This window comes from Leyella stercorea (assembly GCF_021531655.1).
This window is the reverse complement of the sequence record NZ_JADYUF010000047.1, coordinates 1-26997: the sequence shown is the minus strand read 5'-3', so window position 1 is coordinate 26997 and position 26997 is coordinate 1. Positions and strand designations below refer to the sequence as shown.

21 protein-coding genes are annotated in these 26997 nt (G+C 48.0%); 9 read left to right on the top strand and 12 right to left on the bottom strand.

Annotated features, from left to right (window positions below; all coding sequences use genetic code 11):
- Window positions 1–115: 115 nt before the first annotated feature.
- From ruvX to I6E49_RS11870, 5 genes are all read right to left on the bottom strand, one after another.
- Window positions 116–532: a Holliday junction resolvase RuvX gene (gene ruvX, locus I6E49_RS11890; protein ID WP_235402515.1), complete on the bottom strand. Its 417-nt coding sequence runs from the start codon at window positions 530–532 to the stop codon at window positions 116–118.
- Between the two features lie 4 nt (window positions 533–536).
- A complete protein-coding gene (locus I6E49_RS11885) occupies window positions 537–1025 on the bottom strand; it encodes an SPOR domain-containing protein (RefSeq protein WP_235402514.1) in 489 nt (162 codons plus the stop codon).
- Between the two features lie 181 nt (window positions 1026–1206).
- Window positions 1207–2052 carry an MBL fold metallo-hydrolase gene (locus I6E49_RS11880; RefSeq protein ID WP_235402513.1) on the bottom strand — a complete coding sequence of 282 codons (846 nt, stop codon included), beginning with the start codon at window positions 2050–2052 and terminating at the stop codon, window positions 1207–1209.
- A 147-nt stretch (window positions 2053–2199) separates the two neighbouring features.
- The gene (gene murB / locus I6E49_RS11875; RefSeq protein ID WP_235402518.1) at window positions 2200–3231 is read right to left on the bottom strand and encodes a UDP-N-acetylmuramate dehydrogenase; all 1032 of its coding nucleotides are present in this window, start codon (window positions 3229–3231) and stop codon (window positions 2200–2202) included.
- On the bottom strand, window positions 3231–4082 hold the full coding sequence (locus I6E49_RS11870; protein WP_235402512.1) for a DUF4348 domain-containing protein: 852 nt from the start codon (window positions 4080–4082) through the stop codon (window positions 3231–3233). Before I6E49_RS11870 ends, murB begins: the two co-directional genes overlap by 1 nt.
- Window positions 4083–4215: 133 nt before the next feature.
- Between I6E49_RS11870 and pheS the strand changes: the two genes are divergently transcribed.
- The 3 genes from pheS to I6E49_RS11855 all read left to right on the top strand — a co-directional run bounded on the left by pheS (window position 4216) and on the right by I6E49_RS11855 (window position 8382).
- Window positions 4216–5253: a phenylalanine--tRNA ligase subunit alpha gene (gene pheS, locus I6E49_RS11865; protein ID WP_235402511.1), complete on the top strand. Its 1038-nt coding sequence runs from the start codon at window positions 4216–4218 to the stop codon at window positions 5251–5253.
- Window positions 5254–5781: 528 nt separating this feature from the next.
- The gene (gene cls, locus I6E49_RS11860; RefSeq protein WP_235402510.1) at window positions 5782–7005 is read left to right on the top strand and encodes a cardiolipin synthase; all 1224 of its coding nucleotides are present in this window, start codon (window positions 5782–5784) and stop codon (window positions 7003–7005) included.
- 54 nt (window positions 7006–7059) lie between these two features.
- Window positions 7060–8382, top strand: a complete 1323-nt coding sequence (locus I6E49_RS11855; protein WP_235402509.1) for a DEAD/DEAH box helicase — start codon at window positions 7060–7062, stop codon at window positions 8380–8382.
- Here I6E49_RS11855 and I6E49_RS11850 read toward each other — a convergent pair.
- The 4 genes from I6E49_RS11850 to I6E49_RS11835 form a co-directional block, all read right to left on the bottom strand.
- On the bottom strand, window positions 8363–8992 hold the full coding sequence (locus I6E49_RS11850) for a helix-turn-helix transcriptional regulator (RefSeq protein ID WP_235402507.1): 630 nt from the start codon (window positions 8990–8992) through the stop codon (window positions 8363–8365). The genes I6E49_RS11855 and I6E49_RS11850 overlap by 20 nt on opposite strands.
- Window positions 8992–9459: an anaerobic ribonucleoside-triphosphate reductase activating protein gene (gene nrdG / locus I6E49_RS11845; protein WP_235402506.1), complete on the bottom strand. Its 468-nt coding sequence runs from the start codon at window positions 9457–9459 to the stop codon at window positions 8992–8994. The genes I6E49_RS11850 and nrdG overlap by 1 nt, the downstream gene beginning before the upstream one ends.
- 47 nt (window positions 9460–9506) lie before the next feature.
- Window positions 9507–11612 carry an anaerobic ribonucleoside-triphosphate reductase gene (gene nrdD / locus I6E49_RS11840; protein WP_262911552.1) on the bottom strand — a complete coding sequence of 702 codons (2106 nt, stop codon included), beginning with the start codon at window positions 11610–11612 and terminating at the stop codon, window positions 9507–9509.
- A 262-nt stretch (window positions 11613–11874) separates the two neighbouring features.
- Window positions 11875–12831 carry a LuxR C-terminal-related transcriptional regulator gene (locus I6E49_RS11835; RefSeq protein ID WP_235402505.1) on the bottom strand — a complete coding sequence of 319 codons (957 nt, stop codon included), beginning with the start codon at window positions 12829–12831 and terminating at the stop codon, window positions 11875–11877.
- A gap of 244 nt (window positions 12832–13075) precedes the next feature.
- On the opposite strand from I6E49_RS11835, the gene I6E49_RS11830 reads away from it, so the two are divergent.
- The 3 genes from I6E49_RS11830 to I6E49_RS11820 all read left to right on the top strand — a co-directional run bounded on the left by I6E49_RS11830 (window position 13076) and on the right by I6E49_RS11820 (window position 17619).
- The gene (locus I6E49_RS11830) at window positions 13076–14371 is read left to right on the top strand and encodes a hypothetical protein (protein ID WP_441006977.1); all 1296 of its coding nucleotides are present in this window, start codon (window positions 13076–13078) and stop codon (window positions 14369–14371) included.
- 44 nt (window positions 14372–14415) lie between these two features.
- Window positions 14416–15765 carry an imelysin family protein gene (locus I6E49_RS11825; RefSeq protein WP_235402504.1) on the top strand — a complete coding sequence of 450 codons (1350 nt, stop codon included), beginning with the start codon at window positions 14416–14418 and terminating at the stop codon, window positions 15763–15765.
- A 90-nt stretch (window positions 15766–15855) separates the two neighbouring features.
- Complete coding sequence (locus I6E49_RS11820; RefSeq protein WP_235402503.1) at window positions 15856–17619, top strand: di-heme oxidoredictase family protein; 1764 nt, start codon at window positions 15856–15858, stop codon at window positions 17617–17619.
- On the opposite strand, the gene I6E49_RS11815 is transcribed toward I6E49_RS11820, so the two are convergent.
- Window positions 17562–19124 carry a ComEC/Rec2 family competence protein gene (locus I6E49_RS11815; RefSeq protein WP_235402502.1) on the bottom strand — a complete coding sequence of 521 codons (1563 nt, stop codon included), beginning with the start codon at window positions 19122–19124 and terminating at the stop codon, window positions 17562–17564. The genes I6E49_RS11820 and I6E49_RS11815 overlap by 58 nt on opposite strands.
- Window positions 19125–19145: 21 nt before the next feature.
- Window positions 19146–19796, bottom strand: coding sequence for an endonuclease III (gene nth, locus I6E49_RS11810; RefSeq protein ID WP_235402501.1), 651 nt, complete (start codon window positions 19794–19796; stop codon window positions 19146–19148).
- A gap of 246 nt (window positions 19797–20042) precedes the next feature.
- Between nth and I6E49_RS11805 the strand changes: the two genes are divergently transcribed.
- Genes I6E49_RS11805 through I6E49_RS11795 form a run of 3 tightly spaced genes read left to right on the top strand, consistent with a single transcriptional unit; the run spans window position 20043 to window position 25087 of the window.
- On the top strand, window positions 20043–20381 hold the full coding sequence (locus tag I6E49_RS11805; protein WP_235402499.1) for a PadR family transcriptional regulator: 339 nt from the start codon (window positions 20043–20045) through the stop codon (window positions 20379–20381).
- Between the two features lie 21 nt (window positions 20382–20402).
- Window positions 20403–22208 carry a PspC domain-containing protein gene (locus tag I6E49_RS11800; protein WP_235402497.1) on the top strand — a complete coding sequence of 602 codons (1806 nt, stop codon included), beginning with the start codon at window positions 20403–20405 and terminating at the stop codon, window positions 22206–22208.
- A 26-nt stretch (window positions 22209–22234) separates the two neighbouring features.
- Window positions 22235–25087, top strand: coding sequence for an outer membrane beta-barrel protein (locus I6E49_RS11795; protein ID WP_235402495.1), 2853 nt, complete (start codon window positions 22235–22237; stop codon window positions 25085–25087).
- Between the two features lie 476 nt (window positions 25088–25563).
- On the opposite strand, the gene I6E49_RS11790 is transcribed toward I6E49_RS11795, so the two are convergent.
- The gene (locus tag I6E49_RS11790) at window positions 25564–26832 is read right to left on the bottom strand and encodes an ATP-binding protein (protein ID WP_235402493.1); all 1269 of its coding nucleotides are present in this window, start codon (window positions 26830–26832) and stop codon (window positions 25564–25566) included.
- Window positions 26833–26997 lie beyond the last annotated feature (165 nt).

Here is a 26997-nt window from a genome sequence, read left to right as displayed (position 1 = left end):
GCGTTTTGCTATTTTCAATCCGTACACCCAAGGCGCTGCCTTGGGCTATGTGCTTTTTGGGCTTTCAGCCCGTAGAATTGAGTTTTGACACACCCTCTTTTTGTATATAGAAAGGTTACAAACCCTTCGAACGCAGGTAATCCTGCAGAATAATCGTTGCACTTATCTCGTCTACCAGCGCCTTGTTCTGGCGTGCCTTACGGCCAATGCCGCTGTCGATTATCGCCTTATGGGCAAGTACCGACGTGAAGCGCTCATCGAAAAACTCGATGGGGATGTCGGGCATTTGCTTGCGCCATTGCGAAACAAACTGCTGGACACGCGCCAAGTTCTCGCTCGGTTGACCGTTCATCTGGCGTGGTTCGCCTATGACAATGCGCTCAACAGGCTCGCGCGAGACGTAATCCTTAAGATATTTCATAAGGTCGGACGTTGCCACAGTGGCCAATCCGCCTGGAACAATCTGCAATGGATCGGTAACTGCCAAGCCAGTGCGCTTCTTGCCGTAGTCAATTGAAAGTATTCGAGACACGGATTTACTTCTTATACAGCAACCAAGCACCTGGATACTGGCCGATGAGCTGGTCGCGTGAGCTTGCAGCCTCCGACTTTGTAGCGAATGTGGCAGCTACTACGCGATAGAGTCCGCGCTCTGAGTTGTACACAATCTGGGCGTTCTTGCCTGCGTTGTTGAGCTGGCTCTGGAGACCCTCGGCGTTAGCCTTAACCGAGAACGAACCTACAACCACACTGAAGTTGCTCAGACCTGAACCGCTAACAAGAGTGAAATCCTCCGAACGTACAGCTACGTTGTCAGAATTGTCGATAACAGTAGCCTGATTGGCTGGCTTCTCTACGAGCGGAGCTACTACCGGAGCCTGCTCCTGAACTGGCTGAGTGGCCGGCTGCTCGTGCTTGGCCTGAGCCTTATCGTACATTTTCTTATAGGCACTCTCGTTCGACTTACAGCTTGTGAAAGACAATGCCACGCATACACCTGCGCACAATACCAATGATTTCTTCATACCAATGTAGTTATTAGAATTTTTGTTTTTAATGTTCTATGTTACAGCACTACGTTCGTGTGCCATTTTAAAATGGTGTAGTATGCCATTTAGCTGCGAAATTACAAAATATATTATAATATGCGGTCTGTATGGCACATAAAGATTGTTAAAAGTATTCCTTTTGCCCAAAGGGGCTTCGTTACTTGGCATCCACGTTTATCACCATCCCGTCATAAGCCAGTGTCACGCCGTCGGGCATGCGTTGCTGGGCCTGGGTATATAGTCCGATGTGATGGCACACGTGTGTGATGTAGGTGCGCTTTGCCCCTATGCTGCGTGCAAAGCGTACTGCATCATCGACCAACTGGTGCGAGTGGTGTTCCTTCTCAAACCGCAACGCATTGACCACAAGTGTCTCCACTCCTTCAAGATATGGTAGTTCGGAGGCGGCAATGGTCTTCATGTCGGTGATATAGGCAAACGTTCCGATGCGGAAACCGAGTATCGGCATCTTGCCGTGCATCACCTGTATGGGCACAATGGTCAAATCGCCTATATGCAAAGGCACATGGGGGAATATCTCGTGCATTTCGAGTCGTGGCACACCGGGATAAAGATGGTCGCCAAAGCAATAGGGCATTACATTCTGTATCTGCCTGCACGTCTTGTCGTCGCCATAAAGCCGGATTTGTCCGAACACCGAGAAGGGGCGCAAATCGTCGATGCCTCCCACGTGGTCGTAGTGGATATGGGTCATGAGGATTGCGTCGAACGGCTTGAACGGCAACGGCATGAGCTGCTGGCGTATGTCGGGTCCGCAATCGATGAGCACACGTGTAGCGGCCGACTCAACAAGGGCTACGCAACGCAGACGACGGTCGCGTGGGTCGGTGCTGCGACAAACGTCACACTGACATCCCAGCGACGGGACTCCGCCCGATGTTCCTGTACCAAGGAGAGTAACCTTGAGTGAAGAGTGAAGAGTAGAAAGTGAAGAGTAAAGAGTGCCGTGTGAAGAATCGGAAGTGGCATGTGAAGTATCCATGAAAATGAGAAACGAAAAATATGAAGAGTTATAAATCCTATTGCAGCATCAAATGAAAAGGGAAAAGTGAAAAGAGAAAAGTGAAAAATCAATATGCCTGCATGCGCTGTGCTTTTCCCTTTTCACTTTTCCCTTTTCACTGTTCCTTTATATGACGTTCACCTCGGGATGTATTTCGATTCCGAACTTGGCCTTCACGTCCTTTATAATCTGCTCATACAGAGCCACAACCTCGTTGCCTGTAGCTCCACCACGGTTTACCAGCACAAGCGCCTGACGGTCGTGAACCCCTGCCCTACCGAGCGAACGGCCCTTCCATCCGCACTGCTCAATCATCCATCCGGCAGGAATCTTGATATGCTCCGGGTCAACCACATAATGCGGCATACCCTCGTATCGTGCAGCAAGGCGCTCGTAGACGTCGCGGTCCACAACGGGATTCATGAAGAAGCTGCCTGCATTGCCCATAACCTTAGGGTCGGGCAGCTTGGCTTGGCGTATTTCGATGATGGTCTGGCGCAGCTCTTCGGCTGTGGGCGTTGCTATGCCCTTGCTCTGGAGCGAATGGCGGATGTTGCCGTAGTCGAGGTCGGGGGTGAAAGTGCGCGAGAAGCGATAGGTGACATGCGTAATGAGATACTTGTTCTTCCACTCGTGCTTGAATCGGCTCTGACGATAAGCATACTCGCAGTCGGCATTGAACAGACGCACCACATTGCCCGTAGCTATCTCTACCGCCTCCACATCGAATATCAAGTCCTTGGCTTCGGCTCCGTAAGCGCCTATGTTCTGTACGGCACTGGCTCCCACTTCACCCGGAATAAGCGAGAGGTTTTCGGCTCCGTGCCATCCGTTTGCCACACTCTCAGCCACGACATCGTCCCACGTCACGCCCGAACCGTAGCTTACGAACACGTCGTCGGCAGTCTCGGTACTGGCGTCAGCCATCACCATCGACTTGTCGCGTATGGCCGAATGAACCACAATGCCTTCATAGTCGCGTGTGAGAAGCAGGTTGCTGCCCTCGCCGACGATGATGAACGGCATGGCCGACTGTGTGAGGATGACCGCCACCTGACGCGCCTCGTCTACAGTGTCAAACTCAAGAAAGCGACGGCATCGTGCCTCGATGCCGAACGTATTGTGCGCCAAAAGGCTGCAATCGAGTATGTCCTTCATTACATTATCAGTTTCATTAGTTTCCAATGTCTACCCTTGCGGCGGAAAGTCAGCTCGGTCTCCAGACCGTTGGCAATGCCGCGGATGACGAATATCTTCTGATTGCTCTCCGAATACTTCTGTCCGTAGAGTATATTATATATGGTGGAATGCGGCAGTTCGGGTGCAAACGACAGCCATTGTTCGGGTGCCAGAATTCCTTCCATCCTATCGAAGTCGTCGTCGGGATTAGGACCTGCAAACTCAAGCGGGTCGTTGATGCTTGCCACCTGGAACGTGGTGTCGTTGACAAACTTGTGATAGAACGACAGGAACGACGCATTCTTACTGTTGTGCATACGCGTATTGACCACAGACGTCATCATCCACTGTCCGCGCACACGTCGGAACACAAACTGACGCACATGCCGACGCGGCAGATTGATGCGCTCCACCACTACATTACCGATAGTTGTGTCCTTGACAACATTCATCTGACGCATATTGTCGAAAATAAGCGTGTAGAAATCCTGATGCATAAAGAAATGCTCCATCTTCCAACGCTTCTTCGGAACGAATGTGGTGTCAGCGCCATTGACAACAGGCAACGGGAAAACGATGCGCTTCATCTGCAACTTACGGTTGGCAGCGAAGTTGAAGAAGAAGTCGTCGAACAGCTCGTCAGCAGCCTTCGGCATGGGAGTCTCGGCTATAATCTGGTCCAAAGTGTCGGCCATCGCCTCGATACTGTCAGCATGGACACTATCCGAATCGGCCACCACCGCAGGCTTCTTGTCCGAACATCCTGCCGAAGAAAAACAAATCATGCATGCCACAATGGCACACACAACAATCAAAACACCTTTTTTCATACTACATTGTGGACTTAATTACATCCCTCAAATTTTCGGCAAAAGTACAACTTTATTTCGATATAGTTCTTTATTATGTCAAAAAATATTACCTTTGCACTGAATTTCAAAGCAAAATATAAAATACAAAGATATGATTTTAGAAAAGATAGACCAACTTCTTCAAGAAGTGGGCAATCTCAAGGCAAGCAATGCCGAGGAGATTGAACAGCTCAGACTGAAATATCTAAGCAAAAAAGGCGAGATTACGGCTCTCATGGCTGACTTCCGCAATGTGGCTGCCGACCAGAAAAAGGCTGTCGGAATGAAGATTAACGAGCTGAAGCAGCTCGCAATGCAGAAAATCAACGAGCTGAAAGAGCAGAACGAGGTGGCAGAAGAGTCGGCTGACGACTTCGACCTGACCCGTTCGGCATACCCCATACAGCTCGGCACACGCCACCCGCTCAACATCGTCAAGAACCAAATCATCGACATATTCCAGCGTATGGGATTCACTCTGGCAGAAGGACCGGAGATTGACGACGACCTGCACGTGTTCACCAAGCTCAACTTCGCAGCCGATCACCCCGCTCGCGATATGCAGGACACGTTCTTCATCGAGCAGAACCCCAACGACGTAACTAAGAATATCCTGCTCCGCTCGCATACATCCAACGACCAGAGCCGCATCATGGAGCACCAGCAGCCGCCTATCCGCGTTATCTGCCCGGGTCGTGTATACCGCAACGAGGCCATCTCGGCACGCGCACACTGCTTCTTCCATCAGCTCGAAGGACTGTATGTCGACAAGAACGTATCGTTCACCGACCTCAAGCAGGTGCTCCTCACCTTCGCTCGCGAGCTGTTCGGTCCGGACACCAAGATACGTCTGCGCCCAAGCTACTTCCCCTTCACCGAGCCAAGTGCAGAAATGGACATCTCGTGCCACATCTGCGGCGGCAAGGGTTGCGGCTTCTGCAAGCACACCGGATGGGTAGAAATCCTCGGTTGCGGTATGGTAGATCCCAACGTTCTTGAAGCTTGCGGCATCGACAGCAAGGTTTATACCGGCTACGCTTTCGGTCTCGGCATCGAGCGCATCACCAACCTTAAGTATCGCGTGGCAGACCTTCGCATGTTCTCGGAGAACGACACCCGATTCCTCGACGAATTCGTATCAGCCGAATAACGCATCCCAGCACCATCCGGAAGCATTCGGACTGAACGGACATAAACAAGCGCCTTGAAAGCGTTAAAGCATTGACCAAGAATGACTTTACGCTCTCAAGGCGCTTCTGTTTTTATACATCTATCGCCAACAGTAAAACCTGCAAAAACCAAAAGGACTCCTTTTGCTCTCAAAAAGGACTCGTTTTACTCTCCAAAAGGACTCGTTTTACTCTCCAAAAGGACTCGTTTTGCACTTCAAAAGGACTCCTTTTGCAACCCAAAAGGACTACATTTTCAGCGCAATAGAATTTCGGGCAAAAACACACAGCAGAATGATGGGGTGCCAACGTCATAAACAAAGCAAGCCCACAGAGCATTACGAATAATAACATACGGCAAAAAGTGTTTCAAATCTCCAATTTACTATATGTTTTATGGAATAGCAATACATAGGTACAAAAAATTGTAGTACCTTTGCACACATATTATATATATAATAATGAGATTGAAATCAATAATAATTACTTTTATCGCTTGTCTGTGCACAATGGCTGAAGTGTCGGCCCAGACAAGCGACTCGCTCATAGTAGACAAACTGGAAGAGGAGGGCGTGAAGTTCTCGGATGACAACAGCGTGACTCTGCTGATGAGCGGTCAGGAGAAATTCGACGACATGTTTCAGGCTATACGCCAGGCAAGAAGCAGCATCCATCTGGAATACTTCAACTTCCGCAACGACTCAATAGCCTCACTCCTGTTCGACCTGCTCGCTGAGAAGGCAAAGGAAGGAGTGGAAGTGCGCGCACTGTTCGACGGATTCGGCAACGACTCAAACAACCAACCGCTGCTGAAACGCCACCTCAAGAGCATACGCTCCAAAGGCATCGAGATATTCGAATTCGACCCCGTACGCTTTCCGTGGATTAATCACGTGCTGCATCGCGACCACCGCAAGATTGTTGTCATCGACGGACAGATAGCCTATACAGGCGGTATGAACGTGGCAGACTACTACATCAACGGCACCAAGCAGGTGGGCGAATGGCGCGACATGCACTGCCGTATCGACGGCGAAGAGGTGAACACGCTGCAAGCCATATTCCTCAGAATATGGAACAAGACTGCCAAGCAGAACATACACGGCGCAAAGTACTTCCGCGGAATACACGGCGGATACTACTTCAAAGGACTCAAACCCGACACCTGCAGCTCTGCCGGCAAGAAGATGGTGGGCATAATCAACCGCGAACCGCGCACATCAAACAAGATTATACGAACATTCTACACCAATGCCATCAACTATGCGCAGGACAGCATAAAGCTTGTCAATCCCTACCTCACGCTCAACCATACGCTGAAGAAAGCTTTGCGACGGGCTGTGAAGCGAGGCGTAAAGGTGGAAGTGATGGTTTCGGCACACAGCGACATTCCGCTTACGCCCGACTGCGTGTTCTACAACGTCCATAACCTGATGAAGCACGGAGTAGACGTGTACATCTACGAACCGGGATTTCATCACACCAAGATTATCATGGTTGACGGACGATTCTGCACCGTGGGCAGCGCCAACCTCAACTCACGCAGCCTGCGCTTCGACTACGAAGAGAATGCCGTGATAATCGACCGCTGCACCACCGCACAACTGTCCAAGATGTTCGACCGCGACAAGACAAAGAGCTTCCTGCTCACCCCAAAGAAGTGGAAGAAATTCCGCACACCGTGGCAGAAATTCGTAGGATGGTTTGCCCATCTGCTTGCACCAGTGCTGTAAACCCACCCTACAGTGGTGGCATACAAACATTCAATAACAATTAACAACAAGACAATGAACATAGAAAACATATTGCAAAAGCTACGCATCGACAGCCTTAATGCGATGCAGGAAGAAACGTCAGATGCCATTCTGCACTCCGACAAAGATGTTGTGGTGCTGGCTCCTACCGGCAGCGGAAAGACTCTTGCCTATCTGTTGCCTATCGCCTCGCGCCTCAATGCAGGCAGCGACGAGGTGCAGGCGGTTGTGATTGTACCTGGCAGAGAGCTGGCCCTGCAGTCGCACGAGGTATTCCAGAGCATGGGCAGCGGTCTGCGCTCGGCTTGCCTGTACGGCGGTCGCGCCACAATGGACGAACACCGACTGATAATGCGCACCAAACCACAGATTGTGTTCGCCACTCCAGGCCGACTCAACGACCATATCGACAAGCTCAACATCAACGCCGAGAGTGTACGCTGGCTCGTACTCGACGAGTTTGACAAGTGTCTGCGTATGGGATTCCGCGCCGAAATGCAGAAGGCTTTGGAGAGTCTGCCCAACATCGAGCGCCGAATTCTGCTCTCGGCAACCGACTCCGACGAGATGCCTTCATTCGTTCGTATGCAGCGCACCATCAACATCAACCACCTCACCGACGAGGAGCAGACACCCGACCGCATCGGACTGTACACCGTACAATGTCCTGAGCGCGACAAGCTCGGCACTCTCGACACTCTGCTACGCAGCTTCGGCAATCAGCAGACCATCGTATTCATGAACTATCGAGACGGCGTGGAGCGTGTGAGCCAATTCCTGCGCAGCGAGGGATATGTTGTCAGCGACTTCCATGGAGGTAAGGAGCAACGCGAACGTGAGGAAGCCATTTACCGTTTTGCCAATGGTTCGGCAAACATCCTTGTCGGTACCGACCTCGCAGCACGCGGACTCGACATCCCCGACATAGCAAACGTAGTACACTACAACCTGCCCGTGGGCGAAGACGAATACATCCACCGCGTAGGACGTACCGGACGATGGGATGCAACGGGTCGCGCATTCATGCTGATTGGCCCCGAAGAGCATCTGCCCGAATACGTTAAGGAAAAAACAGAGGAATACAAACTTGACGACAACAGCAAGAAGCGTGTGCCGTTGCCGCGCATGGCGACCATATATATAGGTAAAGGAAAGAAAGACAAGATATCGAAGGGCGACATTCTTGGCTATTTGTGCAAGACATGCGGAGTTGAAGGCAGCGAGATAGGACGCATCGACGTATATGAGCGCTATGCCTACGTGGCCGTAGAACGCAAGACGGCCGACCGCATAGTAAAGATTTCAAAGGGCGCCAAAATAAAAGGAGTGCGCACTATTATAGAGAAAGCGTTCTGATGTCATTCACATCAACATATCCGTGCATAACGGCATAAATCGTAAGGGCTGAAACACTGCGAAGACCAAGCTTCGACATAAGGTTCTTACGATGCGATATAATCGTCGGCAGACTCAAATTGAGTTGGTCAGCGATTTCTTTGTTTATATATCCCTTCACCACAAGCGACATCACTTCAATCTCGCGCGACGACAACGACACAGCATTCTCATTGTGAGCATGCACTACGGGCGGCAAATTACGACCATTGGCGTGGGCATGCTGTTCGAGCATAAGGATGGAGCGAAGCAATTGCTTCTCGGGCTGGTTGGTACAAATGGTGTGAAACGAACCCAAAGCCGACGCTTTGTCTACAGCAGAATTGGCAAGTACAATGGTCTTGTGGCGCATCGACTGAAAGAAACCCATGTGGGCAAGCACAATGCGCATATCGGCAAAGTAATGAAAATAACGTTCGGGATGGTTTGCCTCAAGTTCGGCAAACGATGCGAACGCGTCGATTTCTATCATCGGCATTACCGACTCCAATAAATGAGTCAACCCCAACACAGCAAGTGTGTTGGGGTCTACGATTGCTATACTTGGCTTTTTACAAAATTCGTTAGTCATTATTTTTTCCAAAAACGTGATGTTATATCGGTAAAATCATCGCCTACAGCACGCTTGTATAGACGCTGATTGGTGGTGCGATCCTTCAGACAACCAAGATGTTCGATATACGGACCGAGCTTGATGTAGTCGAAATCGCGCTTGCGTATGTTCTTCGGAAACTGCTGTCGACCGCTATACCAAGCCACCTTCAGATTCTCATGTTCCCGATGCAGATACTGCGCAAGCTGGCTTACATACTTAGGATCGGCATCGCCGCCCATGAAGCAAATGCAAGTTATATCACCACCATACTGTTTCATAAACTGGTCGAGAACCATCGGCGTAAGCGGTTGGCCTATGTTCTCCCACAGATATTGACTGTGACACCCGGGGCAGCGGCACGGACACCCGGTGATGTTAATAGATAACGTCACCTCGTCGGGTATCTCCTGGAAAACAATTCCTGTATTCAGATAATTCAGCATTGTCTATATTCTTATTTAAAGGGATGTTTATAATCAGTATTATTGACTTAAGCCTCGTTCAGCTCCTTGTCAACTTCGGCATAATAACGACGCTTGGCCTCCTCCTGACGAGCCTGCGAGAAGTTGCTCACACGCTTCAGATAACCAATGATACGTGTCATATAGTCGATGTTTTTGCTGTGACATACGGGGCATTCCTTAAGGTATCGCTTGTCGATATGACCACAATCGTTGCAGATAGTGTTAGGAATGTTGAATGTAAAGTAGTTGCATCCTTCCTTGGCAGCGATACGCAGCAACTGGCGATACTGCGGTTGTGAAAGGTGTTCCTCAAGGTTCATATGCAGAGCCGAACCACCTGTGAGGTGCTCGATGTATGGAGCGCCGTGCAACTTGAACTTGTCAACGATGTTGAGCGAGTCGTCCTCTACTACATAGAAGTAGCTGTTGTAGCAGTCGCGCGGTACAAAATAGCCGTCCTCACGGTCCCACTTGGCATGCTTAACGCCCACATTCTCGGCTGGAATCATCTCGCAGTTGAACATAACCTCCTTCGAGCGATACTGCTTGTTGTACTTTTCAACGAGTCCAAGCACCTTCTGTACGAAGTGCAGATAGTCGGGATTGTCGTTGATCTGAAGTCCCATGAACTCTGCTGCTTCAACAAGTCCGTTGACGCCAATCGTTAGATACTGACGGCTCATATTGATGTAGCCGGCATCAAACAGCGGCAACATACCCTGCTTCTGCAAATCCTTGAGGTTCTCGTTGTATGCCAACTGCACCTTATGGCAGAGATCGATAACCTCCGAAAGGTATTCGGCATAGTCAAGACCGTTCTTTACAGCATACTGTATGCAACGGTTGAGGTTGATGGTGAGCACGCTCTTCGAACCAGTAGACACGCCACCGGCACCGAGTGTATAGCTGAAGCCGTTGTCCTGAATCTCGTTGCGCAAGCGGCAGCATGAACTCAGCGAGTCGGCATTGTCACTCATATATGTGAAGAACGAGTGTCCCTCAGAGTACATCTCGGCTGTAAAATCGCCCCACTCCTTATCTATTACATCACCATCCTTGGTGAGCAACGCCATTGTTTCAACCGGGAATGTGAGCACAGCCTTCGTACGCTCCTTGTTAAACCACTTCATGAAGCGCTTCTGCAACCATGAAAGTCCCGCCCAATCAGGTCTTGAACCGTCCGGGAAGACAAATTCGCCAAAGAGACTTTCGAAGTATGGCTGGTCATAATAAGCCACATTCCAGAACACAGCCTGATAGTTGCGAGCTCCAGTAGGCTGGTTGATTGAGTAAACAATCTGCTCGAAGCAGTCGGTTATCACCTTATCGATGGTACGCTGTTTAAGTGAGAGGTCAACGACGCGGTCTGGTTCCTTCCAGTAATCAAGACCATACTCCTTACCAATGAAGTAGTTGAAGTACATCAAGAATTCAGGTGTAGCACAAGCACCGCTCAACATGCTCGATACCATGAACACCATATTGACGAATCCGCCACAGAACGACTTGATGTTTGTAGGCGCTGTAGAGTTGCCACCGATAGGGCCTGTACCGTTGACAAGCCACGGATACATTGTTATTGACGCACAATAGTTGGCAAGCGATGTCTCGTCGTTCTTATATATAAAGTGATGTGTGAGCTTGTCGATATACTCATTGGCGAGTTCTTTGCCGTACATCTGCTTGATACGGTCGACAAGCATGCGACGGTTCAAGCGAATAAAGCCTGACTTGGGAAGTTCGCCGATAAGTGTGGCAATGTTTTTGTGCTCCACGTTTGCATTTGCGTCAAACTTCGAACCTGTTGCAGCATTCGATGCTTTGCAATAATCTGTCAGGAACTTCAACTTCTCGAGAGTCTCGCGATCTTCATTGTGACGCTGGCGATAGAGCATAAACGACTTGGCGACTTTATAATAATTCTCGCGCATAAGAGCCTCTTCCACCTGGTTCTGAATATCCTCTACAGTGATGCCCTCGCTTATATTCAAGTGACTGAGTATCTTAGAGATAGCACTCAAGTCAACTGGTTCATCTACCGACTGAAACGCCTTGATAATAGCGTTCATTATCTTATCTAAAGAGAAACGGTCTTGCGATCCGTCGCGCTTGGTTATTATAAAATCTTTCATTGTTATATATAGTTTTTTAAGTCAATCTTATCAAGTCATAGTGATTGCCCAAGTTACACTTTTGGGAAAACTTTTGATTTTTTCGAAGAGCAAAAGTTTTCCGTTTTGGAAAACTTTCTTTAATTCCGAAAAATAAAAGTTATTCGTTTTATGTCTTGGAAACGACTGCAAAGATACTACAAAAAAACGATACCTATATACACAAACAATAAAAAAAGCGGAAAAATTTTCCGCCTTAAATCTTGTTAATTGTACTACAATTTTACAACTTCACAGAAGAAATATCAACCAAGTTATTAACTATTGCATAAATGGTCAGTCCTGCCGGGCTGTGTATCTGCAACTTACGCGCAATGTTGCGTCGATGAGTTATGACTGTATTTACCGATATACACAGATGGTCGGCTATTTCCTTGTTGGTCATTCCCTGCACCAAGGCTACAATTACATCCTTCTCACGTTCGCCAAGAGCCTCTGAGCCTTCCTGGTTTCGACTGATCATATCTGAAATTTTAGCCGTCACATCATTCTGCTTCGACTTATGCTCAAGACGTCGTACAGCAGGAATGAATATCTGTTCCTCTACCTGGGCATGCAACGCAAGCCATTCCTCATTATTATATATATCATATAATGTGGCCGAAAGCTGGTTGTTGTGCAATCCGTCGCTGGGCAGATATTTAATGATGATACTCTTCAACTCACGCAGTTTGGTACTCTCCTGACTATGATGCTTCGAATACATGTCTATCTCGAAGCCGCCAACCGGCTTGCCTTCAAGCAGAGCCTCAACATAAGGATAGACCACTCGCTCCTCATGGCGCATGTGTGTGGTTATGGAACGCGCATATTCGTCATACAGTTTCATTATGAGACGTGCCAGATTGTCATTTTCGTCGAGCGCTTCGGCAAGTTCCTTGCGTATAAACGGCAGCTGGAAGTCAATATAATAGGCATGACTTGCCTTAAGATACTGCAACAGAGTTGGCATCGACAATCGCGATGCATCATCAAAATCGCGGTAACCATTAATTGTAAAGTTCACCACCGCAAGGAATGTATATGTGTCTACATGCTGTTCCTCGCACACCTGACTTACTGTCTTGTCGCCAAAACCAAGGCTGATGCCGAAGCTGCCAAGGCTCTGCAGAAGGTTGTAGTTGTCCCTGATAAGAGAAATCATCTTGTCCTCGGGCTCATACATTTTCTGTTGCTTCATATTTGTCTGCTTATTACCTGTGTATCTTTGTTACCTAAAGATTATGGCTGTACGATTATTGTAAAACAGCCATGCTATACATTATATTATATTACAGGTGCAAAATAATAAAAAAACGACGAAACAGACAATCACTATATGTAGGTATTTTGAATTTTTTATTTACCAAAATTTAGGTATTGCTCACCTTTTTTATTCATAATACCTTTGCAATCGCAAAAAATCATTAAAAAACAAGAGAATTATGAAGACGACTATCGTTACTATGGCTTGCGCTGCAGCAATGTGTTCTCCGCTTGCCATTCAGGCACAGACAGTAGCAGCCGACAGTGTTATGCAGCATGCCAAGGGCAATCGCCTCAGCGTCGGCGGTTATGGTGAAGCTGCATTCAGCCGCAATTTCTACAGCGACTCAGGCAACCGCTACAGTTCGGCAAGCAGTCGCAAGAACGATCCAAGCCATGGACGTTTCGACATACCCCATGCCGTTATATATCTCGGTTACAACTTCGGTAAGGGTTGGAGCCTTGGTACTGAGATTGAATTCGAGCATGGCGGTACCGGTTCGGCAATAGAATACGAAGCAGAAGAGGCCATTGAGTTTGAGCAGGAACAAGAGCGCGGCGGTGAGGTTGAACTTGAGCAGTTCTGGATTCAGAAGTCGTTCGGGCGTTTTCTGAACATTCGTGCCGGCCATATTGTAGTACCGTTTGGACTGACCAACGCCTATCACGAGCCACTCAACTTCTTCACCGTATATCGCCCTGAGGGCGAAAACACCATTCTGCCATGTACATGGCATCAGACCGGTGTGTCGTTGTGGGGCCATATAGGCGACTTCCGTTACGAAGCACAGATGGTAGCAGGTTTGGATGCATGGCAATTCTCACGCGACCAGTGGATAAAGCCTGGCACAACCAAGCCTTTTGAGTTTGAGACTGCCAACAAGTACGGATTTTCTGCCCGTATAGACAACTACACCATACCAGGCTTGCGACTTGGAGTGAGCGGCTACTACGGACAGTCTATGCACAACGCCGTACCTCACGACATGGAGACTGGCAAAAACAAGAACATCAAAGGCAACATCTATCTTGGAGCATTCGACTTCACGTACAATGCCCACAATTGGGTGGCACGTGGCAATGCCGACTATGGATATGTGAGCGATGCTAAAACCATCAGCGCAATACGCAAGCCTGGCACTCAGTATGTGAAGCCGTATGAAAGCAACCAGGTGTTCGGTTCACATGCAATAGCCACAAGCATTGAGGTTGGCTACGACATCTTCTCACAGATTGCCAAACTGCGTGCCGACAGACAGAAGCTTTATGTGTTCGGTCATTTTGAGTATTACAACTCATGCATTGGCAGTTCGAAAGAATATACAAGCAAGAAGATTTTCGCCGGTGGCCTTAACTATTACCCCCTGCCACAGATTTGCGTAAAGGCTGAATACAGCTACCGCAAGCTCAAATCGCAGTATAACGATGAGCCAGCATTAAACATCGGTGTAGCTTATCAAGGACAGTTCCTCTAAAAAAAGCGGATAACCAATAGTAATAATCAATAGTAGTAAAAAAGATGAAAAAGATTCAGAATTTCGTAATGGCGTTCCTTCTTGGAGCCATGACAATCGGATTTACAGCTTGTAGCAGCGACAATGGCGGCAACGGGGAATTCGACCTTCCTGATGTTGGCCAGGCCACAACATCAATAAGCAGCTCAGACAAGGAGATGCAGAAGGTGACAAAGAACTACGTGCAGGCTGTAGTTTATCCTACATACCAGGCTCTTGCCTCTAACGCACGCACACTCTATAGCGCAGCACAGACCCTCTATAAGTCAGCCGAAGCAGGCACAATGACACAGAACGAGATTAATGCAGCATGCGAGGCATTCAAGAACACACGTCGTGAGTGGGAGCGCAGCGAGGCATTCCTCTTCGGTTCGGCAACAGACAACGAGCTTGACCCACATATCGACTCATGGCCACTCGACCGTGACGAGCTTGAGAAGGCGCTCAAGAACGAGACCCTTATCGCAGGTTTCAAGAGCGAGAACCCTGCCAAGTTTGTTTCTGATCACAACACAGAGTTCCAGTCGGTACTTGGTTTCCATGGTATGGAGTTCGTGCTCTTCCGCAATGGTGCACATCGTACTGTTGAGGCTCTCAAGGCTAATGATACCGACGAGGGCGTGAAATCAGTAAGGGGTATAGACGAGCTTGCCTTCCTTCAGGCTGTAGCTGCCGACGTACGCAACATCACAGCTCTTCTTGAGTTCACATGGATGGGTAGCGCAGCAAGCAACGAGACAAAGGCAATCCTCAGCGGCGAGGGTAGCTACGTGTTCAGCACACTCCGCTACAATGGTCTTGCATACAATGGCACAATGTGCTTTGGCCAGAACTTGCTTTCTCCGTCGTCTATAACAGGCTATCAGTCATGGCAGGGCACTATGAATCAGATTTTCGTAGGCGGTTGCTCAAACATCTGTGCTGAGGTGGCCGACCAGAAATTGGGTCAGGCTTATCGTGTTGCCACCGGTCAAGGTGGCACAACAGAGGATGGCGAGAAGGAGTCTATCGACTATATCGAGTCACCCTACAGCCACCGTTCGTTCATCGACTATCAGGACAACATCTATTCAATCAAGAACTCTCTCTATGGCACACGCGACATCAATGCCACAACACCTGTAGAGAATTCTATGTTGAGCCTTCTGAAGAAGATGAACTACTCAGGCTATAACAACCTTGTCAATGCCCTCAACACAGCTATCCAGACACTTGAGACAGCCAAGAACAGCGGTAAGTCGTTTGTTGAGGAGCCGGGTGCACAGCGCGTTAAGGATTGCATCGATGCTGTATCAGCTCTTGACGAAGAACTCAACAATGCTGGTTCATGGATTAACAGACAGGACGCTATCTAACACATATCAGTATTAAATACTTGCGTGGGTATGGCAGGTAATGTCATACCCACCTATTACGTTTGAACAACAAAATTATCTAAATACATTATGAATAAGAAAATTTACCTCTTCGGATCGCTGGCTATGTGCTTATCGCTTTCAATGGTATCATGTTCTGACGATGATCCTACACCTGGCGGAAATGGCGAAGACCCAATCGAGTCTGACGCTAAGTATGTAGGTCAGGCAGTAGGCAACTTCTCTAAGGAGGAATGGTATCCTGGCGGTGAGCTTGGCACAACCGACAATGTAACTTCTGGTTGTTATGAAGACGAGACTCCTGCAGTAACTGAGCAGGGCCTTATCGACAACTTTAATGCAGGCGAGAAGTTCTTTGAGCGTCAGTTCACTTCAGCAGCATCAGGCTTTGGTGGTCTTGGTCCTGCTTCAGTACGCCGTTCATGCCTCGACTGCCATCCCAACTACGGACATGGTCGCCGCATGGACTCATACACCACACAGTATAGCAACGGCAACGGCTATCTGCTCGCCGTATATCATCCTACAGACGGAGCCAACAGCAACGATGGTGGTTATGTGGCTGAAGTGACTGGCATGCCACAGACACAAGCAACAGAGCCTTTCAAGGCTCCTATCGACGAAAGTCAGGTTAATCTCCAATGGCATGAGGTGACAGCAATGGAGAGCGGATTGCCAATGCAGTTTCCCGATGGCGAGAAATATTCGCTGATATATCCTGAAGTGACAATTCCGCGTTCGGCATTCCGTACAAGCCCCAATCCCTACGACACGGGCAACAAGGCTGTAGCAGTTCGTATGGAGTCGACCATCGGTGTGATGGGTACTGGTCTGCTCGATGCTATTACCGAGGACGACCTCAAGGCTCAGTATGCCTCTACTGCCAATTATTATAAGAATGTTGCAAAGGTGGCTGATGTGAGCGAATACGTGAATCCCAACTTTTGGGATGCCAATGCCAATGACTTTGCCGCCGGCGCATGGTATACAGCAACAATAGGTGCTGGTAAGTATGCCAATGGCGAGGAAGGCAAGAAGATGATTAAGCGTTTCACATATGCCTTGACACGTGCTACACTTCAAGACGGACCTGGTGCTAACGCTATATGGAATATCACCAACGTTACACGTCCCGACCGTCCGAAGCTCTACACTACAGATGCTTGGGCGGCAGCAATGGCTGCCGACAAGGAGGTGATAGAGAAGATAAAGAAAGACCCTACGTCGCCATTCTGGGCTGATACCGACGACAAGATAGCTACTAAGGTTGAGAATCTGCTTAAGCCGAGTACCAACCAGTTTGACAACGAATGGCACAACTTTAAGCCGGAGATGTCGGCTGACAAGTTCTACGACTTTATGGTATGGCATCGTGGCTTGGCCATTCCACGTGCACGCAACCTCAACAATGCTCGCGTTCAGCAGGGCAAGAAGGTGTTTAACGAGATTGGTTGCGCCAGCTGCCACCGCCCGTCATGGAAGACAGGCTCCGACAACTACTGGACTCCAAATATGATTGCCGACAAGAAGTTGCCACGCTATGCCAACCAAACCATCTATCCTTACTCGGACATGATGCAGCACAAACTCTACATGATCAACGACATCCATAATTCATGGTGCCGCACAACTCCATTGTGGGGTAGAGGACTTGCCGGTGTCAACGGTTCAGGTACAGAACGTCTGCACGACTGTCGTGCTCGCAACGAGATAGAAGCCATCATGTGGCACGCTTACTCAAAGAACTCGCATGCCTACAACGCAGCATTGAAGTTCTACAACTTGTCCAAAGCCGACCGCGACGCAGTAGTTATGTTCCTGCGTTCAATATAATACGACATTAAATACGCTACCAGCAGTAGCGCATACATCAGCCACACCTGCCTCGCGTTTATATGTATGCCATACATACAGGCGCCTGGCAGGGAGGCTATAAATCCAAGCGACGTGTTCATAAGCGTTGCCATCCATCCTACACATGTGGCTACTATCCCCTGCATCCATACCCAAAAACCTAATAAATACATTATTACAGAAATGTAGAGAATGAGCATAGCCAACGGAACGGCTATCAAATTGGTTAGCAGGAAATAGCACGGAAATGTTCCGAAATAATACATCGACAACGGAGCTACGGCTATCTGTGCCGCCAACGAAACCTTAACAAGCGACCACATCCACCTTATCACGCGCCAACGACTAAGCCATATTGGCGTTGCAACATCGCGTAGCCGCAAGTTCAACATCACGATGCCAAGCACAGCAAGAAACGACATCTGGAATCCGACATCCCAAAGACTCAACGGATTTATCGCCAACTGCACCACAGCAGCAAAGGCAAGTGTATTTAGCGATACCTGTCGGCGACCCGTCAAAACCACGAATGCAAAAATGGTGAGCATTGTTGCCGAACGCAACACACTCGGCGGCATACCGACAAGAGTCGCATAAGCCCATATGACAACCATAGCAAGCACCTGTCCCAACACACGCATGCGATGATGTACGAACAATAACGACAGCAAACCGTATATAACACCAAGATGCATACCCGAAAGAGCAAGTACATGCGACGCACCCGAAGCGGCATACGATTGGCGCAATTCACGTGTCAGCCCACTACGGTCGCCCATTGTCATTGCTGCTACAACGGCGTATGCCGACTCCGACATATTATGCAAATTACATTGCGACAACAAGCGGTCGCGACCCGAACGCATCCCGATAAGAACCCGAAGCATTAAGCCAAGCTTACGCATGCTGACACGAGACCTTTTCCAGCCACCTTTATTTATATATGTACGCGCGACGATGCCATGTACATGCTGATAACGCACATTATCGAAATGACCGTTCTGTCGTCGTTCACTATTGGTAATAGCCTTCAGTCGCGAAACAACTCGAACGCCATCGCCCACAGCCAACTGTCGCGCATCTTCTGCCATACTATCCTTATGAAAGTAAGCACTTATACGCCGTCCAGTAAGTCGCCCGTCTGCCACAATCAGCATACATCTTATTGTACGCAACCCTACAACGGGACGTTCGGCAACAACAGCTTCTATCGTCTCCTCCTCCCCATTGAGAGGCACGTCCAACCGCTGCTCTACCCTACCGACATTCCACATACCCAACACAAAAACATCAAGCATAAGCAATGACGTTGTCATAAGAGGATTGCCCGACTTATTATACGCCACAATAGTAGCGCACACCAATTCCGCAAGCGCCCAAAGCACCACTCTAACCGGCACATGCCCATACAGCATGTCACCAACCATAATGCCGGCAACCAGCACTATGGCAATACGCAGAAACGGATACATTTGGGTGTTCATAGGTCAGGTAGTGTATTAGGACTATTGTAGTTTCGAGTTCTCAATCTTTTTAGGGCAGATATTGCTCAGTTCGCATTTGTCGCAATGTGGCTTGCGCGATGTGCACACATAGCGTCCGTGCAGCAACAGCCAATGATGAGCACGTGCCAAGTCTTCGGCAGGAATATGCTTTACCAGCATCTTCTCTACCTTCAGCGGAGTATCGGCAGTACTCGGCACCAGTCCCAAACGATGACTTACCCTATACACATGCGTATCAACTGGCATTGCCGACTGACCGAATGCTACAGCCTGCATAACATTGGCAGTCTTACGACCTACACCCGGCAGACGCAGCAATGCATCAAAGTCGTTAGGTACCTCGCCACCATATTCATCAACAAGCATACGCGAGAGTTCAACAAGGTGGCGAGCCTTGGCATTTGGATAGCTCACGCTCTTTACATATTCATAAATTTCAGACTCATCAGCCTCAGCCATAGCCTGTGCATTAGGATAATGCGCAAACAATTCGGGCGTAACCTGATTGACACGCTTGTCTGTACATTGGGCACTTAACACAACAGCCACAAGCAACTGAAACACCGAGCCAAACTCAAGCTCGGTAGTTACTTCGGGATGAAGTTCGCGAAAATAAGAGAGTACACGCGTATATAGTTCCTTCTTCGTCATAACCTAATAGTTTGTTTTATTTTATACTAATGACAAAGATACAACAAAAACGCCGACAATCAACAAAAGTCAAATGATTTTCTGACAATGCTCAAATTAAATTCTTTTGTTGAGAGTAGCATTGCAAACAAAGGTTAAATATATACTTAATATCGATATTTTACAGTACTATGTATTGCATAGTACTTAGATTATGCATACATTTGCAATCGAAAACATATACTAACGCATTTAAAACCTAAAGCAATGAATATAGACAACGCTAAATCGCAGATGCGTAAGGGAATGCTTGAGTATTGCATAATGCTGTTGTTGCGCCATCGTGCAGCCTATGCCAGCGATATCATAGCAAACTTGAAGGAGGCTGAACTGATAGTGGTTGAAGGTACGCTCTATCCGCTTCTGACACGTCTTAAGAAGGACGGCTTGCTTGGCTATGAGTGGCAGGAGTCTACACAAGGCCCTCCACGCAAATACTATTCTCTTACACCCGATGGTGAGGCTACGCTTAGCGAACTCGACAAGGCGTGGCAAGAGATAGCCCACACCGTAACCGTATTAAAGAACATAAAACCGAATGAATAACCCTGAAATCTGAATTTAATTATGAAGAAGAACATCAACATAAACCTCTTCGGTACACTCTACGCCATCGACGAGGACGCTTGCACACTTCTTGAGAACTATCTTGACAACATGCGCAGCTATTTTGCCAAGTGCGATGGTGGCGACGAGATATTCGACGACATAGAGCATCGTGTGGCAGAACATCTGTGGAACTTGAAGGAAAGTGGTATGACTGCAATTGATATCAATGCCGTGAAGCAGATTATCAGCAGCATTGGCAATCCCGATGAAATGGACAGCGTGGAAGGGGAGACTGCCGATCCTACTACAGAAGAGGCTTCTAATGCAGAAGCAGTCAACGATAGCAACGGTCAGAGCGATAACGATTCCCACTCTTCCTACAATACCGACAGCAACACAACTGCAAAAGAAACTGTTGGCGGCAAATGGATTGACCGTGTGCTGCATCACGTGAGCACCCATCGTTTCTATCGCGACGGTAAGGACAAGATAGGCGGAGGTGTTATCTCCGGATTGTGTCATTATTGTGGTGGAGGCGACATAGTGGTATGGCGAGTAGGCATAGTACTCTTTCTTATGGCGGCATTTGCCCTCAACCAGACATTGCGTTATTTTTTCCTCCGTCCTTTATTCGGTCTGCTTTTCACCATACCTATAATTATATATATAGCTCTGTGGCTTGTGGCTCCAGTAGCACGAACAACCGAGGAGCGACTCTGCATGACGGGCAAGGAGGTTACGCCCGAGTCGATAAGCAAGGCTATCATTGCCGAGGCTGAGGAGCAGGTAAAGCCAAGCACAAAGCGTGTCAAAGGGGGCAATGTATTGTCAAGAATAGCCGAGATTCTGAAGTTCTGCATAAAGATAGCTGCGCTTAGCTTCTTCTCTGTAATGACAGCCTTTGCCCTTGCTTATCTCCTCTTCTCTATAGCATATTCCGTGATAGGCGATCCGTTTGTACGACTTTTCACCAACGACGAGATTACCCTGAGTGTTTTGGCATCTTTGCCTTACCTGGAAGTCTATATGATAGTGTCGGCTCTGTGTGGTTTCATCGTAGCTCTGTTGCCGTTGCTCCTTGTCGTCCGTTCCTTTAAGTCGGAACCCAAGCCAATGCGGACAGGCATTATAGCTATGCTTACCGGTATTTGGATTGTGGCGATGACGTTAGGCTTCATTATGTTTGTAATGATGGGCATACAGATGCAGAAGCAAAACAGAGAATACGATAGATTGGAAAATACGCACAATGGCATCTATATGGACCGCAACAACTGGGAATTGACTTCGCAGAATGGCTGGAACATAGAAGTAGCCAAGAACTTCGGCGAGACTATCTATGGTTGGTCGGACGAAGACCCTTTGTGCATGGAAAAGAATCCTATACGCATCAGGGCAGACAAGAGCAACCAGCCTATAGAGTTTGCCATGAGCCGCAAGGAGGCTAAGGAAGAGGGCGACTATGTGCTTGAGTGTCTTTCGAGCTGTTCGGTTGTTGATGCTACGCTTAGCGTGTGGAACGAGGGCAAGTGTCTCTCTATATTGCGTCTCGACGGCTATGGCTCAGCCTCAAACATTCCGCTCAAAGGATTGTTGTGGGAGGAAAGCCGCAAGATACCATTATTGTGCCAGCAAAACGACAGTACCACATGGGTGGACAATGTTCTGCATAATGACGCCTGGCGTTATCTCTCTACCGCTCCATTCCATCACAAAGGCGGAATCATAGAGTATCGTCTGCGCATAGGCCAGCACGATGTCAAGGACATTTTGACCAATGGAGGATTTGTGAAGATGGTGCACGAGGGTTTAAGGAAACAGTAGAAACATCCAAATAATCTTTCTTACTTATGAAAACAAAGTATCTTTTACCGTTATTGCTTCTCCTCCTATTCAACGTAATAGGAGGAGCGGCACAAAACGCCAAGACCGACAAGCCCAAGCGTACTGTAATGCTGGGACAGATTGTCAAGGACTCGTTTACGGGTGTGAGGCTCAAGGCTCGCGTAACCTTGATGCGACGTGACAGCACGATTGTAGACACAACCATCTGTAGAGGAAGGCAGAACGACTATTATGCGCGCTTTGAGGTGGAGGCTAAGCCCGAAAAATACATCGTAAAGGCAGAGTGTGAGGGCTATGCTTCCAACTGTCAAGACTACGAGATTAAGCGCGTGGCACGCAACCGCGGCTTCAAGATGCCCGACCTTAACCTGAAGAAACTCGCCCAAAGCGACATATATAAAGAGGTGGACTTGGACGGAGTGGTGGTTACGGGCACCAAGGTTAAGTTCACCTATCGTGGCGACACACTCGTGTATAATGCCAGTGCCTTCAACGTGCCCGACGGCTCTATGCTCGACGCCCTTGTGCGCCAGTTGCCTGGAGCCGAGATCAAGAGCAATGGCGACATCTATGTGAATGGCAAAAAGATTGACTACCTCACACTCAACGGCAAAGACTTCTTCAAGGGCAACAACAAGATTATGCTCGACAATCTGCCTCACTATACTGTGCAAGACCTTAAGGTTTATCATAACTCAACCGAGAAGAGCCGGCTTGTCGGCACAGAGGTTGAGAAGAAAGACTACGTGATGGATGTGGAGCTGAAGCGTGAGTACAACCGTGGATACATATCGAATGCCGAAGTGGCAGGAGGCACACGCCAACGCTACATGGCGCGTCTCTTCGGACTTTACTACGACGACCACACCCGTTTCTCCGTCTTTGGCAATGTGAACAACGTCAATGAGAACCGCCGTCCGGGAAGAGAAGGCGACTGGAGTCCGTCGAACAGTCCGCAAGGTCAGACTATCACCAAGCAGGTGGGCACGAGTCTTAGCACACAAAATAAGTCGGGCAGCTTGCGCGAGCAATTCGATGCCATAGCTTCATGGAACGATGTTACCGACATCACACGCTCTTCAAGCGAACAGTTTGCCTCGGCAGGCAACATCTTCAACCGTTCCAGCTCAACCTCCGTGCAGAAGGAGTTTCGCCTGAATGCCAACAACAAGATAACTTACACCGATGAGAGTACGTTTTATCTAGAGTCGTCAACATCGTTCAACTATGGCGACGGCACCAACAATTCCTCTTCTGAGCGTGCCACATTCGATTCGGAAGGCAATATGACAGCAGATACCCCCACCAACCGCTCGCAGACAATAAGCCTTACAAAGTTTCGCACAACATCAGTCAACGAGAACCTTATGTTTGGATTTGTCCTGCCCTGGGGCGACAGGCTCGGCTTCAATCTGAACGGCAGCTACACATCCAACAAGCCTCAGGATAGTTTCAGCCTTTCTAACAACGAGTATCTGCGCGAGAACAAGAACGACCTGCGACGTGTCTATGCCGACAGCCACAACAATTCCTACAACTATGGTGCAGTCGTAGAATATGGTATTATGCTGAACAATTGGACGGTAAGTTTGAGCCATAAATATAACCAGAACATGATTTCTACCAACCTGCTAAACTATCGTCTTGAGCGGCTTGGCGGCTTATACAACCGTTTCGACCAGCAGCAGCTCGACCGCTTGCCATCAACCCGCGACTCCCTGCTCCTTGCTCTCGACATGCCGAATAGCAAGACTTACCGCTTGCTGACACGTCAGTATAAAGGTGAGCCTACTCTGCGGTACAACCATAACAACACTTACTTCTCGTTGAGTCTGCCCTACCGTCTTGTGCGCGAGCGCATCAACTACCGCTGTGCCTCGGTCGACACAACGGCTGTTCGCCGCAAGTGGCTTGTGGAACCTTCGCTGTTTTTCAACAAGTGGAACGATAAGTTTGAAGTAAGTGTCAGCTATAGCCTTAGCAGTAGCCAACCCGGCATGGAGTCGCTTATGCCTATCGATAACGACATCAATCCGCTTGCACGCCGCGTCAACAACCCTAATCTGAAGACATCCGTAACGCATAACATTAATAGTTATGTTAGCTTTATCTTCAAGAACAAGAGTATTCTGTCAATTGCGCTCAACGGCTCGGTATATACCGACATGATAGGCACACGCACTACCTATAATACGCAAACAGGTGCTTACGCCTATATGAGCGACAACGTGCATTCGGGCAACTGGACCCTCAATCCCTATATTGTCTATTCGGGCAAACTCGACAAGAAGGGACTGTTTGGCATAGAGACCCGCCTCTCGCTCGACTACACCAAGAGTACCGACTTCGACATAGCCTACGATGTCGACATCAACAACGCAGCCTCCGTATTAAGTCGTGTCTACACTTCAACACTTCGCGACTATCTGAAGCTGTCGTTCCAAAAGGGCGACTTGAGCCTGGCTCTCGTTGCCGATGCACAATGGCGCAACTCTACAAGCAACCGCGACAACTTCCAGACGCTCAACGCCTACGACTACAACTACGGCATGACGCTTTCCTATAAGTTGCCGCTCGGCATTCAGCTTGCCACCGACCTAAAGCAATACTCTCGTCGTGGCTACGGCGACAGCTCTATGAACACCGACGACCTCGTATGGAACGCCTCGCTCACACGCTCATTCTGCAAGGGACGACTCACTCTGACAGCCGAAGGTTTCGACCTCCTCCACCAACTGTCCAACACCACATACACGGTGAATGCGCAAGGACGCACCGAAGTATGGCGCAACACCATACCAAACTATATGATGATGCATGTGGCGTATAAACTGACGAAAACACCTAAGAAGAAATAGCCATAAAAAATGCGGCACAGCTCTCAACGAGTTGTGCCGCAGCATTATGTTTAACTAAAAAAATTTTCGTAATTAATGAAGATTCTCACGAGCCCTCATAGTTACCTGTTAAACAATCGTTCAATTTACCTTAAACCTAATAACTAAAAACCTAAATCTATTACTACTAACCTAAACAATCTATTAACCTTTTGACGATGCAAAGGTATGAAGTTTTCGCTGTTTGCGCAAACAATTAATCAAAAACATTCATTTTTCATCGTTTTAATTGATTTAAAGCAAGCATACAACACAATTTAAGCGTCCACACCAGCCCAAACAATATGCCCGACAAAGTAATATCAATATACTTGGGTATGTATATTGTATATACTTGGGTATGTATATTGTATATACTTGAGCATTTATATTATATATACTTGGGCTTTTATATTATATATACTTGAGCGGTAGTTAGGCGGTGCAATGAAATATGTTTATTTTAATTGTTTCTCACCATTCAGCACCCATTTCCAAACAGGCACAATCTCTATTTTCAACCCATCACGCTCCATCACTTCCTCGTCTTCGTATGTTACAATTATTGCCCTTTTCAGAGGATATAAAGTGTTTATGGCTACCAAGGCTTTTATCTCACGTTCCAATGTTGACTCGTCACTCATTCTATAACTAGCCTGAACAGCCAGACCCTCGTCTGGCACATAGAAGTCAACTTCAATATTGCGGTTGAAATAATAGATGCCACTACCATACTTCTTATATAATGTTATGGCACATAGGTTTTCCAGTAATAGAGTATCAGGGTTGTTGATGAAGAGGTGCAACAATCCGTTGTCAACAAAATAGTGCTTCTTCACCGTTTCTTTTTCTGTGAATTTAGATGCATAGTTGTCCAATGATATCAACAGACAAGACTCCTGCAAATATCTCACATACTCCATAATGGTTGACGCACTGCATGGAACGCCAGTCGACTTAACCCAATTGCTCAATCTGTTCAACGAGCAGGGTTGCATCACGCTTTCTGCCAAACGACGCACACAAAGACGCAGCGCATCCTCATTCTTTATCTTATGGCGTACAATGAGGTCGTTGAAGAATATGCGGTTGTACAAACTGTTGAGCCAGATGCGTTTCTCACGGAAGTTGACCAATTCCGGGAAACCTCCCCATTCAAAGTAAGTTCTGAAATGACGCTGCAACTCATTAGCCTTTCTGCCATACTGCCATCCTCCTGCAATGTTTACACCGACAGCCGTAAGATATTCACTAAAGCTATACGGAAAGACATTCACGCTAAGATACCTGCCTCCCAAAACGGTCTCTATGTCACGGCTCAGCATCTTGGCATTGCTTCCCGTAACATAAACACGATACTTCAAGTTGGCAAGACGGCGAGCAAAGTTAGCCCAACCATCCACATTCTGTATCTCGTCGAAGAAGAATATCGGCTGACCACTATACATGCTGTGATAAGCCTGAAGTATAAGGTCTAAGTCGGTAGCTGCCATCCCTTGCAGACGCTCGTCGTCGAAATTGACATAAACAATGTCCTCCAACAGCTTTCCTTCTGCCAATAATTGCTGCACACGCTGATACAACAAGTAGGACTTTCCTGCCTGTCTTACACCCACAAACACATAGTTGCCATACTCTTCCAAGTCAAGAGGACGCTCCACCAATGGTATGCTTCCTATATATTCTTGATTCTCAGATATTATCGTTCTAAATATTTCTTTATCCATACTCTGCTTTTTCATACAAAGATATGATTTTTATTCGATGGCACAAAATAAAATTCAGTGTTTTTATTCGGTGGCAGCGAATAAATATCAGATGTATGCGTAGAGCTGCGGTGAGGGTTTACCCCTTGGGCGTTTTCTTATACGCTTATATCTTGCACCAATGTT